The 13911-nt window shown below is 41.1% G+C and carries 17 protein-coding genes; 7 read left to right on the forward strand and 10 right to left on the reverse strand.

Annotation, left to right across the window (positions count from 1 at the left end):
* On the reverse strand, nucleotides 1-518 hold a 518-nt coding region (locus GMD4S_RS05410), incomplete at its 3' end, for a methyltransferase (RefSeq protein ID WP_081502114.1).
* A gap of 202 nt (nucleotides 519-720) precedes the next feature.
* The gene (locus tag GMD4S_RS05415; protein WP_000698119.1) at nucleotides 721-1125 is read right to left on the reverse strand and encodes a hypothetical protein; all 405 of its coding nucleotides are present in this window, start codon (nucleotides 1123-1125) and stop codon (nucleotides 721-723) included.
* A 201-nt stretch (nucleotides 1126-1326) separates the two neighbouring features.
* Here GMD4S_RS05415 and coaA point away from each other — a divergent pair, with 201 nt between their 5' ends.
* The 3 genes from coaA (at nucleotide 1327) to GMD4S_RS05430 (ending at nucleotide 3137) form a co-directional block, all read left to right on the forward strand.
* Nucleotides 1327-2247, forward strand: coding sequence for a type I pantothenate kinase (gene coaA, locus GMD4S_RS05420; protein ID WP_000180520.1), 921 nt, complete (start codon nucleotides 1327-1329; stop codon nucleotides 2245-2247).
* 67 nt (nucleotides 2248-2314) lie between these two features.
* Nucleotides 2315-2551 (forward strand): 30S ribosomal protein S20, encoded by a 237-nt coding sequence (gene rpsT / locus GMD4S_RS05425; protein ID WP_001274000.1) that lies wholly within the window; start codon nucleotides 2315-2317, stop codon nucleotides 2549-2551.
* 52 nt (nucleotides 2552-2603) lie between these two features.
* Nucleotides 2604-3137 carry a DNA topology modulation protein gene (locus GMD4S_RS05430; protein WP_000704757.1) on the forward strand — a complete coding sequence of 178 codons (534 nt, stop codon included), beginning with the start codon at nucleotides 2604-2606 and terminating at the stop codon, nucleotides 3135-3137.
* Between the two features lie 16 nt (nucleotides 3138-3153).
* Here GMD4S_RS05430 and metG read toward each other — a convergent pair whose 3' ends face one another.
* The 4 genes from metG to GMD4S_RS05450 form a co-directional block, all read right to left on the reverse strand.
* Nucleotides 3154-5151 (reverse strand): methionine--tRNA ligase, encoded by a 1998-nt coding sequence (gene metG, locus GMD4S_RS05435; RefSeq protein ID WP_001291343.1) that lies wholly within the window; start codon nucleotides 5149-5151, stop codon nucleotides 3154-3156.
* Between the two features lie 136 nt (nucleotides 5152-5287).
* Nucleotides 5288-6547, reverse strand: a complete 1260-nt coding sequence (locus GMD4S_RS05440) for an ABC transporter permease (RefSeq protein WP_001180392.1) — start codon at nucleotides 6545-6547, stop codon at nucleotides 5288-5290.
* Entirely contained in the window at nucleotides 6548-7249 is a 702-nt protein-coding gene (locus GMD4S_RS05445; protein ID WP_000733786.1) for an ABC transporter ATP-binding protein, read from the reverse strand.
* On the reverse strand, nucleotides 7233-8417 hold the full coding sequence (locus tag GMD4S_RS05450; RefSeq protein WP_000827875.1) for an efflux RND transporter periplasmic adaptor subunit: 1185 nt from the start codon (nucleotides 8415-8417) through the stop codon (nucleotides 7233-7235). The genes GMD4S_RS05445 and GMD4S_RS05450 overlap by 17 nt, the downstream gene beginning before the upstream one ends.
* 266 nt (nucleotides 8418-8683) lie before the next feature.
* Between GMD4S_RS05450 and gor the strand changes: the two genes are divergently transcribed.
* The 3 genes from gor (at nucleotide 8684) to GMD4S_RS05465 (ending at nucleotide 11660) form a co-directional block, all read left to right on the forward strand.
* Entirely contained in the window at nucleotides 8684-10030 is a 1347-nt protein-coding gene (gene gor, locus GMD4S_RS05455) for a glutathione-disulfide reductase (protein ID WP_001209564.1), read from the forward strand.
* Between the two features lie 143 nt (nucleotides 10031-10173).
* On the forward strand, nucleotides 10174-10710 hold the full coding sequence (locus GMD4S_RS05460) for a biotin transporter BioY (RefSeq protein WP_000709012.1): 537 nt from the start codon (nucleotides 10174-10176) through the stop codon (nucleotides 10708-10710).
* A 392-nt stretch (nucleotides 10711-11102) separates the two neighbouring features.
* Nucleotides 11103-11660, forward strand: coding sequence for a TetR/AcrR family transcriptional regulator (locus GMD4S_RS05465; RefSeq protein ID WP_001107630.1), 558 nt, complete (start codon nucleotides 11103-11105; stop codon nucleotides 11658-11660).
* 33 nt (nucleotides 11661-11693) lie between these two features.
* On the opposite strand, the gene GMD4S_RS05470 is transcribed toward GMD4S_RS05465, so the two are convergent.
* Nucleotides 11694-11912, reverse strand: coding sequence for a YdbC family protein (locus GMD4S_RS05470; protein WP_000807417.1), 219 nt, complete (start codon nucleotides 11910-11912; stop codon nucleotides 11694-11696).
* A gap of 103 nt (nucleotides 11913-12015) precedes the next feature.
* On the opposite strand from GMD4S_RS05470, the gene GMD4S_RS05475 reads away from it, so the two are divergent.
* Nucleotides 12016-12336 (forward strand): hypothetical protein, encoded by a 321-nt coding sequence (locus GMD4S_RS05475; RefSeq protein WP_001250031.1) that lies wholly within the window; start codon nucleotides 12016-12018, stop codon nucleotides 12334-12336.
* Between the two features lie 27 nt (nucleotides 12337-12363).
* Here GMD4S_RS05475 and GMD4S_RS05480 read toward each other — a convergent pair whose 3' ends face one another.
* From GMD4S_RS05480 to rimM, 3 genes are all read right to left on the reverse strand, one after another.
* On the reverse strand, nucleotides 12364-12702 hold the full coding sequence (locus GMD4S_RS05480) for an ATP cone domain-containing protein (protein WP_001196045.1): 339 nt from the start codon (nucleotides 12700-12702) through the stop codon (nucleotides 12364-12366).
* Between the two features lie 11 nt (nucleotides 12703-12713).
* On the reverse strand, nucleotides 12714-13433 hold the full coding sequence (gene trmD, locus GMD4S_RS05485) for a tRNA (guanosine(37)-N1)-methyltransferase TrmD (protein WP_008289256.1): 720 nt from the start codon (nucleotides 13431-13433) through the stop codon (nucleotides 12714-12716).
* Nucleotides 13423-13911, reverse strand: a 489-nt coding sequence (gene rimM, locus GMD4S_RS05490) for a ribosome maturation factor RimM (protein WP_000295322.1), incomplete at its 5' end; no start/stop codon positions are given. The genes trmD and rimM, both read right to left, overlap by 11 nt.

Genomic DNA, 13911 nt, shown 5'->3' on the forward strand with positions numbered 1-13911 from the left:
TCCATCTTATTTCTAGCACTTGGAGCCCCTTGTTTTTTCTGAATGACGATGGTTAAATCTCCTCCGTCTTTCAAGAAATCTCTGCTCTTTTCGATAATCTCATGAACAACCTGTTTGCCCGCTCGAATCGGCGGATTGGAAATAACATGGTCAAACTTCCCTTCAACTTGTTCATAGATATTGGATTGGAAAATCGTTGCTTCTACTTTATTACGTTCAGCATTTTGTCGCGCTAGGTCCAAGGCACGATTATTGATATCGACCATGGTTACCTGAGCTCCATAAGCCTTGGCTAACGACAAACCCAATGGCCCATAACCACAACCCACATCAAGGACCTTCTCTCCTTCATTGACCTCTAGGCACTTAAGCAAGAGCTGACTCCCAAAGTCAACCATTTTCTTGCTGAAAACACCCGCATCCGTCAAAAAGGTCATGTTTTCTCCCAACAACTCCACTCTCAACTCATGAATGTCGTGAGCAGCATCAGGATTTTCTGCATAATACATTTTACTCATAAAACTATTTTACCATAATTTGGCTTGAATTGTAAATCGTTTACAAAGTGATGATCAAATGAAAAAGACTGAAGAATCCTAGTCAAAAAACCTTTTCTTCAATCTCTTTCAATTATTAGAAATACATTACAATCTATCGGGAACTACAAATTATCATAGTCAGGAAAAAACAGTTCGTCTGCAATCGGGCGCATTTTTATTACTATTTCTTAACCTTAAAATACTTTATTATCAACAAGATTCCCAATATGATGTTTAGATAAAAACCCAACTGATAAGTTTGTGTCAAGATTTCCAAACTTGTCCAAAGTCGTATCAAATCTTCTAGTGACATACGGAATAGATATCCTTCTGTAGCAATCCACAAAATCAAAAATAGATAACTACCAGCAGCAAGCCATTTCATCCACCGTTTTTTTAGTAGCCAAGCAATCAAGAGCGAACAGATAAAGACAACTGTTACAATGGCATGTTCCATCAAAAAAGTAAAACCGTAATAGATTTCCACAAAGCGTCTACCATTATCCGCATTCGCTCCTTTTATAAAAGGTAAGGAAAAACTGAGAATAAAACAGAGTTCCAATATATAACTTTTTAATATTTTCATGACACACCTCCTATAAGTTGCGAACCCAAAAGCTCACTTTTAATAACTGATAAGTCTTCAGAAACCATTCCCTATCTCATCATTAAATTATTCAACCTCCATCTACCTCTATTATACGATATTGACTTACTACCATCAAGAAACCGCTTTATCTTTTTAGCTTTTTATGGTATGATAAACAAAATATCTAGGGGAAAACAAATGACCAACGAATTTTTACATTTTGAAAAAATCAGTCGCCAGACTTGGCAATCATTGCATCGCAAAACAACCCCTCCCTTGACAGAGGAAGAGTTAGAATCCATCAAGAGTTTCAATGACCAGATTAGTCTACAGGACGTAACAGATGTCTATCTTCCCCTAGTTCATCTTATCCATATTTACAAGCGCACCAAGGATGATTTGGCCTTTTCAAAAGGAATTTTTCTCCAACGCGAAAGTAAATCTCAGCCTTTTATCATTGGGGTTTCTGGTAGTGTTGCTGTGGGAAAATCAACTACTAGTCGCTTACTTCAGATTCTTTTATCACGTACTCTCCCGGATGCTACTGTAGAATTGGTGACAACTGACGGTTTTCTCTATCCCAATCAAACCTTGATTGACCAAGATATCTTAAATCGCAAAGGTTTTCCTGAAAGTTATGATATGGAAACCTTGCTGAATTTTCTTGACCGCCTAAAGAATGGGCAAGATGTCGATATTCCTGTCTATTCTCATGAAGTGTATGACATCGTTCCTGGAGAGAAACAACGTGTCAAAGCTGCTGATTTTGTCATTGTCGAAGGCATCAATGTCTTTCAAAACCCTCAAAATGAGCGCCTTTACATTACTGATTTCTTTGATTTCTCCATCTATGTGGATGCTGCTGTCGAGGACATTGAAAGCTGGTATCTGGATCGTTTCTTAAAGCTGCTCAGCTTTGCCCAAAATGATCCCAACAGCTACTACCACCGCTTTACGCAAATGCCGATTGGAGAAGTTGAAGCCTTTGCTCACCAGGTTTGGACCAGCATTAATCTCACAAATCTACAAAACTATATCGAACCGACAAGGAATCGTGCTGAGGTTATTCTCCACAAGACTAAAAACCATGAAATCGATGAAATTTACCTAAAAAAATAATTTCCCCTTGTCAAAACATAAGTTTTCAGATATAATAGTATAGTTAGTAAATATGGAGGTAAGAACATTGGCAAACATTAAATCAGCTATCAAACGCGCTGAATTGAACGTTAAACAAAACGAAAAAAACTCAGCTCAAAAATCAGCTATGCGTACTGCTATCAAAGCTTTCGAAGCAAACCCTTCTGAAGAACTTTTCCGTGCTGCTAGCTCAGCTATCGACAAAGCAGAAACTAAAGGTTTGATTCATAAAAACAAAGCAAGCCGCGATAAAGCTCGTCTTTCAGCTAAACTTGCTAAATAAGAAACAGTCCATAGAGGCTGTTTTTTTGTCCTCTAATCAGAAAAGGTAGAAAATGAAAATAACAATCATCGGATATTCTGGAGCTGGCAAGTCAACCCTAGCTGAAAAATTATCAAACTACTACTCTATCCCCAAACTGCATATGGATACACTTCAATTTCAACCTGGTTGGCAAGACAGTGACCGCGAATGGATGTTGACCGAGATGAAGAACTTTCTCACAAAGCACGAAGCTTGGGTCATCGACGGCAACTACTCTTGGTGTTGCTATGAAGAAAGAATGCTGGAAGCTGACCAAATCATCTTTCTCAACTTTTCCCCATGGACTTGTCTCTTTCGAGCCTTTAAACGGTATCTCACATACCGAGGTAAAGTCAGAGAAAGTATGGCAGCAGGCTGTCCTGAACGCTTTGACTGGGAATTTATCCGATGGATTCTCTGGGATGGGCGGACAAAGAATGCCAAAGAACGTTATCAACGGATTCAAGAAACCTATCCAGATAAAGTAATTGTTCTCCGGTCGCAAAAGGAGATGGACCACTTCTTAGAAAATCTCGCACATAACAAGAAAAACCAACGTGTATAACGTTGGTTTTTTGCTATTAGCCAATCACACTTCCGTTTGGTACAGCTGGATCAACTGTGAGAAGGGTTAATTTACCATCATGTTCAGCTGAGAGAATCATCCCTTGGCTGACATATTTTTTCATCATTTTACGTGGTTTGAGGTTGGCAACGATTTGTACTTTCTTGCCGACCAATTCTTGTTCGTTTGGATAGTATTTCGCAATACCAGAAAGGATTTGACGATCTTCACCATCTCCAGCATCTAAGCGGAATTGAAGCAACTTATCAGAACCTTCCACTTTAGACACTTCTTTGACTTCTGCGACACGTATTTCAACCTTATCGAAGTCTTCAAACTTGATTTCTTCCTTGTTTAGTTTGAGTTCGACTTCATCTGGATTCCATTCTTTCTCAACGGCTGGCTTGTTGCCTTCCATTTGTTCCTTGATATAGGCGATTTCTTCTTCCATTTCGAGACGTGGGAAGATTGGTGTTCCTTTGGCAACTACTGTTACACCTGCAGGGAAATCAGCTAGGCTCAAGTTTTCAAGGCTAGAAACTTCTGCTAGACCAAGTTGTATCAAGACTGCACGACTGGTTTCCATCATAAATGGCTCAATCAAGTGAGCTACGACACGAAGGCTAGCTGCCAAGTGGCTCATCACACTTGCCAATTGGTCACGGTGCGCTTCGTCCTTAGCCAGTACCCATGGAGCTGTCTCATCGATGTATTTATTAGTACGTGAGATGAGGATCCAGACTGCTTCAAGTGCACGTGGATAGTCAACTGCTTCCATGTAGGTATTGTAGTCAGCGATTGATTGTTCTGCCACTTGAGCAAGTTCATTGTCAAAGTCTGTTACACCTTCTACATAGGCAGGGATTTGACCATCAAAGTACTTGTTAATCATTGAAACCGTACGGTTGAGGAGGTTTCCGAGGTCATTCGCTAATTCATAGTTGATACGCCCTACATAGTCCTCTGGAGTGAAGGTTCCGTCTGAACCGACTGGAAGGCTACGCATGAGGTAGTAACGAAGTGGATCGAGGCCATAGCGTTCTACTAACATTTCAGGATAAACGACATTCCCTTTAGACTTAGACATCTTGCCGTCTTTCATGACAAACCAACCATGAGCAATCAAACGGTCAGGTAATTTAACATCCAACATCATAAGAAGGATTGGCCAATAGATGGAGTGGAAACGAAGGATGTCTTTTCCAACCATATGGAAGACTGTTCCGTTCCAGAACTTGTCAAAGTTGCCATGTTCATCTTGACCGTAACCAAGAGCTGTCGCATAGTTAAGAAGGGCATCGATCCAAACGTAGACAACGTGTTTCGGATTTGATGGGACTGGTACACCCCAGGTAAAGGTTGTACGAGATACTGCTAAGTCTTCCAAGCCTGGCTCAATGAAGTTACGCAACATTTCATTAAGGCGACCATCTGGAGTGATGAAGTCAGGATGTGATTTGAAAAATTCGACCAAGCGGTCTTGGTATTTGCTGAGGCGAAGGAAGTAAGACTCTTCAGAAACCCATTCCACTTCGTGACCTGATGGAGCAATACCGCCTGTCACATTTCCAGCTTCATCACGGAAAACTTCCGCAAGCTGACTTTCTGTAAAGAATTCCTCATCTGAAACTGAATACCAACCAGAGTATTCACCCAAGTAGATATCATCTTGAGCAAGCAAGCGTTCAAAGACCTGAGCCACTACTTTTTCATGATAGTCATCAGTTGTACGGATAAATTTATCGTATGAGATATCTAGTAATTTCCAGAGTTCTTTGACACCAACTGCCATGCCGTCAACATAGGCTTGTGGTGTGATGCCAGCTTCTTCCGCTTTTTGCTGGATTTTCTGACCATGCTCGTCAAGACCTGTCAGATAAAAGACATCGAAGCCCATAAGGCGTTTGTAGCGAGCTAGGACATCACAAGCGATGGTTGTGTAGGCAGAACCGATATGAAGTTTACCAGATGGATAGTAAATCGGTGTTGTAATATAAAAATTCTTTTCAGACATAATTTTTCCTTTCCAGGCAAATGAAACCTGATTTTCTAACACTTCATTATATCATATTTTTAGTGATTTTCGATAGGAAAATCCATACAAAAACAAGACAGATAAATGTCCATCTTGTTTTTTTCTGTTCTATATCTTATTCATAACGAAGTGCTTCGATTGGATCAAGCTTAGACGCTTTATTGGCTGGCAAGACTCCAAAAATCATCCCAACGCTGGCTGACACAGCCAAGCTAAAGAGAGCGATTGGGAGGGAAACCCCAACTTCGATACCTGCAATCATGTTTTGAAGCAATACTCCAGCTAACATGGTCATTCCAGCAGCAATCCCAAGACCGATGACACCACCTAGCAAAGTTAAGATCATGGATTCAATCAAAAACTGTACCAAGATATTAGCCCGAGTAGCTCCGAGAGCTTTTCGTAGACCAATCTCCCGCGTGCGTTCTGTCACCGAGACCAGCATGATATTCATGACACCAGTTCCCCCGACAAAGAGAGAGATTCCTGCGATGGCACTGATGATCGTTGTCATAAAACCAAATAGTTGTTGTACCTCTTGGAAGGCGGCAGTTGCATCCGCAACTTGGTACTCCCCTTGCTGAAGACCAGCAATCTCAGTCAATTTTCGAGCCAACTCTGGTCCCAAGGTCTGCGTTAGACTAGTATCATTGACACGAAAGACGATGTTCGAGATTTCATCAGTATTAAAATTGGCTGCGAGAGAAATATTGGTCGTAATTGGAAGACCACCAATCCCAAAGGCTTTAGCAGTTTTAGCTTCATTACTAGTATAAACACCAATCACACGGTAACTAAATTCATTAACAGAGATGATTTGATTAACCGCAGCTTCTGGACTATCAAACAAACTCTTGGCTAGTTCTTCGTCCAGCAAAATCACACTGGCAAATTCCTTGTAGTCTTGCGGTCTTAGACTTCTACCCGCAACGATTTCATTTTCAACTGCGTTCATGTAGGTGCTATTTCCGCCTGTCAGAGTCGCTCGTTCAACTTTCTTATCCTTATAAGATAGGGTGACGTTGGTCGAGTTGGTGACATAGTAGCTGTCTACTCCTTTAAGTTTAGCAGCCTCCTTGACCCAGGATTCTAGTGGTTTTGGTGGTTCAACATGAACATCCTCTTCTTTCCCGCTGACTGTCAAAGCGGATTGTTTCTGCGTAAAGGAACCATCCTTGCTTTTGATAGGAGAGAAAAAGACATGGATATCCTTCTGTGATTTGGTCATGTTTTTATTGACCTGACGAGACATGGAGTCTCCCAGTGCCATGATGACGACGACAGATGAAACTCCGATGATAATCCCAATCATGGTGAGGAAGGAACGCATCTTGTGGGCCATGATGGATGAAAAGGCAAATTTCAGATTCTGCATCTAGTTTTCCTCCTTTTCTACCAGAGCACTGTCTGATGAGATGACCCCATCACGAATGACAATTTGGCGTTTGGCATAGGCAGCAATCTCAGGCTCGTGCGTGACCATGATAATGGTTTTCCCTTCCTTGTTTAACTCAACCAACAGTTGCATAATTTGATTTCCTGTCTTGGTATCCAAGGCTCCTGTGGGTTCGTCTGCTAGGATGATAGAGGGATTATTTACCAAGGCACGCGCAATTGCTACACGTTGCTTTTGACCACCTGATAACTCAGAAGGCAAATGATGACTGCGCTCCGTCAACTCAACCTTTTCCAGAAATTCCTCAGCCAATTTCCGACGTTTAGAAGCCGAAACACCCGCGTAAATCAAGGGCAATTCGACGTTTTGAAGTGCATTGAGCTTGGACAAGAGAAAGAACTGCTGAAAGACAAAACCGATTTGCTGGTTGCGGACCTTGGCCAGTTGTTTCTCTCCAAGACCTGCCACTTCTTGACCTTCAAGATAGTACTCTCCACTAGTTGGTGTATCCAACATTCCGATGGTATTCATCAAGGTAGACTTACCAGAACCAGAAGGTCCCATAATAGCAACAAAGTCACCTTCATGAACTTCTAGATTGATATTTTTAAGGACCTGCAGTTCTTGGTCACCATTTCGATAACTCCTGCAGATATTTTTGAGACTAATTAGTTTTTTCATCAGCCTTCACCTCTTTTCCTTCTTCCAAGGAAGATGTTGGATTACTGATGACCTTGGCTCCGTCTGTCACACCTGAAGTAATTTCTTGGTTGTCTGCGTCCGCATTCCCCAAAGTAACTTCTACCTTCTTCGCTTTTTTCTGGTCGTCAACGACCCAGACATAGTTTTTGTCATTTTCGGTAACAACACTGGTTAAAGGAACAAGGATGGCTTTACTTTTGTTTTTGACTTCAACACTGACTGAGAAACCTTGTTTCAACTCACCGATATCGCTGGTCACATCAACAGTATAAGGGTACTTAGATCCAGTATTTCCTCCAAGAGCTGCATTCGCTGCTTCTCCATTGTTCTTAGGATAATCAGAAATATAGCTGATTTTTCCTGTCCAGCTCTTATCTTGGTAAACCTTCGAAGTAAAGGTAACTTCTTGCCCAACAGAAAGGTTAGCAAGGTTGTATTCAGACAACTCCCCTTTGACTTGCAAGTTTTCATTACTTACGACATGTACTACCACTTGGCTATTACCTGTTGGCGATTTGGAAACATTACGATTAACTTCAACTACAGTCCCTTCTAGTGTACTGAGGACAGTTGCAGCATCTAGCTGAGCTTGAGCCTTGTTGAGTTGAGCAACAGCATCTGCACGGTTATCCTTGGCATCACTGATTTGAGAATCAATAGAAGATACTGAAGAAGTCGCTGCTTGCGCTTGTTCTGGGAGTCCAGCTTCTATTGGAACCTGTGGAGAAGCTGGTGTAGCTGATGCATTCTCACGAGCTTTGTTTAACTCCTCGATATGACGGTCTGCCTTTGCAACTGCACGATCAGCTGCATCATAGGCAGCTTGAGCATCTGCACTGCTGTATTTGACCAAAGCTTGCCCTTCTTCGACCTTGTCCCCGACTGAAACGAGAATTTCATCTAAATCTCCCTTACTAGCATCAAAATAAACGTATTGTTCATTTTTTGCTGTAACCGTACCTGATAAGAGAACCGATGAAGCAACAGAACCTTCCTTAGCAGTAACGATATGAGAGGTTTCCTCCTTGACTGCTGACTGGGAAGGTTGTCTAAAAATCAAAATCCCCGCAGCACCGATAACAATAGCACTGGCAACACCAATCGCTGTGTATAATTGCCATTTTTTTGCCTTCTTATTTCTTTTCATTTTTAAGCTCCTTTATTCTTTTGCCTTACAAAAACCATTATATCAGAAACACCAAGCCCAAACAATGACAGTTCAGATGGAAACAATGACAATTCAGGATCATTATTTCATTCGGTATTCGTTTATTGGATTATTGTGCTAGATATATAATACAATATCTTTTTGAATTTGGCAAGCGTTTTTATAATTTTTTTATCGTAGCAGATTTTTGCATTCAAAAAATAAAAACGATAGAATATGACTATCAAAGCTATAAGGAGTTTTCTATGAGAGAATATGATATCATCGCCATCGGTGGAGGAAGTGGCGGTATCGCCACTATGAACCGAGCTGGTGAACACGGGGCTAAAGCAGCTGTTATCGAGGAGAAAAAATTAGGTGGAACCTGCGTCAATGTCGGCTGTGTTCCTAAGAAAATCATGTGGTATGGAGCGCAAATCGCTGAAAGCCTCCACCACTACGGCCCTGACTACGGTTTTACAAGTTCAGATGTTCAATTTGATTTTGCTAAACTTCGTCAAAATCGTGAAGCCTACATCGATCGTGCCCGCTCGTCTTATGATGGAAGTTTCAAGCGCAACGGTGTTGATTTGATTGAAGGTCGTGCTCATTTCGTTGATGCTCATACAGTCAGCGTTAATGGTGAATTGATTCGTGCAAAGCATATCGTGATTGCGACTGGTGCTCGACCAAGCATTCCAACTATTCCTGGAGCTGAACTCGGTGGTAGCTCAGACGATGTCTTTGCTTGGGAGCAACTTCCTGAATCCGTTGCTATCCTAGGCGCAGGCTATATCGCGGTTGAGCTAGCTGGTGTTCTCCATGCACTCGGTGTAAAAACTGATTTGTTCGTCCGCCGAGATCGTCCTTTACGTGGTTTTGACAGCTACATCGTTGAAGGTCTTGTCAATGAAATGGAAAAAACAGGTCTACCTTTGCACACACATAAGGTACCCGTCAAGCTCGAAGAAACGGAGCAAGGTATTACCATTCATTTCGAAGACGGTTCTAGTCACACTGCCAGCCAAGTTATCTGGGCTACCGGTCGCCGTCCAAATGTAGACGGTCTGGAGTTAGAAAAGGCTGGAGTTACACTCAACCAACGTGGATTTATCCAAGTCGATGAATACCAAAATACAGTTGTAGATGGCATCTATGCTCTTGGAGACGTTACTGGTGAGAAAGAACTGACCCCAGTAGCCATCAAGGCAGGACGTACCCTATCTGAACGCCTCTTCAACGGGAAAACAAACGCCAAGATGGACTACACGACTATCCCTACAGTTGTTTTCTCCCACCCAGCAATCGGAACAGTCGGTTTAACTGAAGATCAAGCCATCAAAGAATACGGCCAAGATAACATCAAAGTCTACAAGTCAAGCTTTGCATCAATGTACTCAGCCGTTACAAGCCATCGTCAAGAATCTCGCTTCAAACTCATCACTGCAGGTACTGACGAAAAAGTTGTTGGCCTACACGGACTTGGTTACGGAGTGGATGAGATGATTCAAGGATTCGCTGTTGCTATTAAGATGGGAGCAACCAAGGCGGACTTTGATGCTACAGTAGCAATCCACCCAACCGCTTCAGAAGAATTTGTGACCATGCGCTAATTATCGCAAGAGACCTCTTGAGGTCTCTTTTTACTTGCAAAATCGGCCGTTACAAAATTGTTACCTTGATTCCAAAAATAGGTTGACTTTTGTTTCTGAATTAGTATAATAGTTACTATAATTTTGAAAAGAGGTTAACAGTTTTGAAAAAAGCTCATATCTATGCTATCCCTGCTATAGGTGCTGCTCTCATCGCCGTATTGGCACAAATCAGTCTCCCTATCGGTCCTGTCCCCTTCACTCTGCAAAACTTTGCGATCGGTCTGATTGCTACTGTTTTTAGACCCAGAGAAGCTGTTCTATCTGTAGCTCTCTATCTCTTGCTGGGTGCCATTGGTTTACCTGTTTTTGCAGGGGGAGGAGCTGGATTTCACGTTTTAGTCGGCCCAAGTGCAGGCTATCTTTGGTTCGACCTTGTCTATGCTGGACTTACATCTTATCTCATCCATCAAAAAAGTAGCTACATTCGCATTTTCCTAGCCAACCTCTTGGGCGATTCACTCGTCTTTGTCGGAGGTATTCTCAGCCTCCACTTCCTTGCCGGGATGCCATTTGATAAGGCACTAGCTGTCGGTGTCCTTCCCTTTATCCTCCCTGATCTTGGTAAGATTATTGCCATTAGTTTCATTAGTCGTCCCCTACTCGAACGATTGAACAGCCTTCCATATTTTTCAAGATAAAAGAATAGTCCAGAACAATTGTTCTGGACTATTTCCTTTCTAAGAATCAACTGTACACTATTTAGCTACTTGACTATTCTTATACCGGTATGAATATTAATCGTTTTATTCTTCAAATTACAGCTATTCACGATATGCAAAGTAGAAAAGTATTCTAATTGATTCAAACCAAATAAGCTTCCATTGATTTTGGATTCTTAGCAATTGTATACTTTTCAGAAAACGCATTTTCAATGATTGAGCTATATTTTATAAATTATTTGTGATACAATAGAGCTACCTAAAAGATTCAGAAAATTTAATGTTCATTGATTGTTTATATTAACTTGAACATTCTGATTTTTCTTCATTCAAAAATAACTGTAAATAATTATAAGTAGAAAGGTAATTCTATGGCAAAGAATACTCGTGAGCTAATCATTAGAGCTCTCATCACACTAGCTAAGAAAAATCCTCAGCGTAGTTCCTTTACAATGACTGAAATTGCTGCTGAAGCTGGTATTTCACGACAAGCGATTTATCAAAAGCATTTTAACAACTTTGAAGATATTATCGAATACATTCACGAAGAGACCAATCAGCACTTTTTTAACGTCTTTAATAAGTACTGCCCTAGCAATGATGGAGATCCTATCAGCTTTTTAGCAGACCATATACTTCCTCTCATATACGAAAAAAGGGAAATTGTTAACACCTTGTATACCACACAAGTCGACCCATGTTGGAAGGAATTTCTGCGTGGAACATACTCAGAGTGGGTACTAAAGAATGTCAATTACCAACTGAAATATAATTTTAATAAAGAGGACATCGCTTATATCATTACGACCATGGCAATCTCTTTCATTGAAGTCTGGATTCGTAAGGATGATCCAACACCACCTGAAGAGTATAGAGAGACTTTTATTCAATTGTCTAAAACTTCTCTGTGTGACTATATTGTGTCCTAAAAAAAGAATCTTGAGTTGCACTCAAGATTCTTTTTATTGTTGCCCTTTAAAGGCATCGACCATTACCTGAAATTCTTCATTGGAAAGCGTGATTCCTTTGCCCATTTTGGTATGGTCTGGGCTCCAAGCGCGAATGTCAAACTTTGCAGGGGCACCATTAAAGCTAACGCGATTTAGTTCTTTTGTCCATCCTTTGTCATTTTCAGACAAGGTGAGCAAGTGTTCTTCGATTTCAAATGTAAATTCTGCCATTTTAACTCCTTTATGTGATATGCTTTCTATAGTCTATTCGTAAAAATCTTGTGGTTTTTAGGAAAATTTTATATAATGTGGATATATAAGAAGGGAGGATTCTATGAGACAGACATTCAAACTAGTTCTAGATAAACTACATGGTTTTCTCAATGGGAATGATGATCATCCTCAAATCGAGGATAACTCCCTCACTGCTATGATTGAACAAGCCATCCAAAGAAAGACGGCTGTTCATGTCATACTTGCTGAGACAAGTTTTACGGGTGATATTGTTAAACACGATGCTAATCGCCAACAAATTATCGTCAAAAATTTTTCAAAAAACGTGACCCGAATCATTCGTATCAGTGATATTAAACGACTTCGTTTTGTTCCCTCAACCGTACAAAAAGCTCAGAAAAATCTATTTAAGAAAGAGTGAGATGTTCTTTGCATCCCACTCTTTTTCTTAACGAATTTGTTCAAAATGAAGATGAACAGCGATATGGTCGCCATAACCACTTCTCTCCAAATCGCGTTGCAAGCGATAAGAGATATAATGTTCTGCGATTGTAATGTAGCCAGCTCCAAGCAAGCGGTGCTCAACCATTGACTGGATCATGCTGATAGTGGCACGTTCTACTTTTGCTTCTTCCAAGTCCAAAACGACTTTTTTAGTAACTTGAGCTAAGTTTTGACGTAGGTCATCAGTCAAAACATAAACTGTTTGGGCTGCTTTTAGAACAGCTTGGTAAATTTTATCTGGATCAAATTCAGCAATTTCTCCATTACGTTTGATTACTTGCATAAGGTTCTCCTTTATTCTTTGTTTTCTTTGATTTCAGCCAGCATCTTTTCTTCTTCGGCTGTCAGTTTATAGTTTTCTAGCAGGTCAGGTCTGCGTTCGTAGGTTTTCTTTAGACTCTCATACAGCCGCCACTGGCGAATCTTTTCATGGTGCCCACTCATGAGCACATCTGGCACGACCATACCTCGATAGTTATAAGGGCGAGTGTACTGAGGATATTCGAGAAGACCCGAAGAAAAGCTATCATCCTGGTGACTAGACTCCTTACCAATCACTTCCGGTATCAATCGCACAGTCGCATCGATCATGGTCATGGCCGCCAATTCTCCTCCAGTCAAAACATAGTCTCCTAGGGAAATTTCATCAGTTACCAAGGTCTTGATGCGCTCGTCATACCCTTCATAATGACCGCAGATAAAGATTAGTTCTTCCTCTTGAGCCAAATCCTCAGCATAAGTCTGATCAAACTGCTTTCCAGCTGGATCGAGGAGAATGACGCGCGGATTTTTCTTTTCAATAGCATCAAAGGCATCGAAAATGGGTTGAGCCCTTAGCAACATCCCCTGACCGCCTCCGTAAGGTTCATCGTCAACATGACGGGCCTTTTCAGCATATTCTCTGAAATTATGATACTGGATATCCAAGAGCCCTTTTTCTCGAGCCTTCCCAACAATCGAGTGTTCCAGCGGAGAAAACATCTCAGGAAAGAGGGTTAAAATATCAATCTTCATCATCTAGTCCTTCTAAGATTTCCACTTCGACCCGCTTGTTTGGAATATCAACATTGAGAACTACTGGCGGAATGTAAGGTAAAAGCAAATCTCGCTTACCTTTTCGCTTTACCACCCAGACATCGTTGGCTCCCGGTTGTAGGATTTCCTTGATAGTTCCTATCAAGTTATCACCCTCGTAAACATCCAAACCGATAATCTCGTGATAATAGAATTCTCCATCATCTAGATCGTTCAAATCTTCCTCGGCGACCTTGAGACTATAGCCCTTGTACTTTTCAATCGCATTGATATGGTACATGTCTTTGAATTTGATAATGTCAAAGTTCTTATGCTTACGGTGACTTGCGATGGTCACTGTTTGGACAAACTGGTCTTTATCATCAAATAAAGCCAGCTCTGCCCCTTTTTTAAACCGTTCCTCAGCAAAATCCGTCACAGACAAGACTCGCATCTCACCTTGTAGACCCTGCGTATT

This window comes from Streptococcus sp. GMD4S, assembly GCF_000296955.1.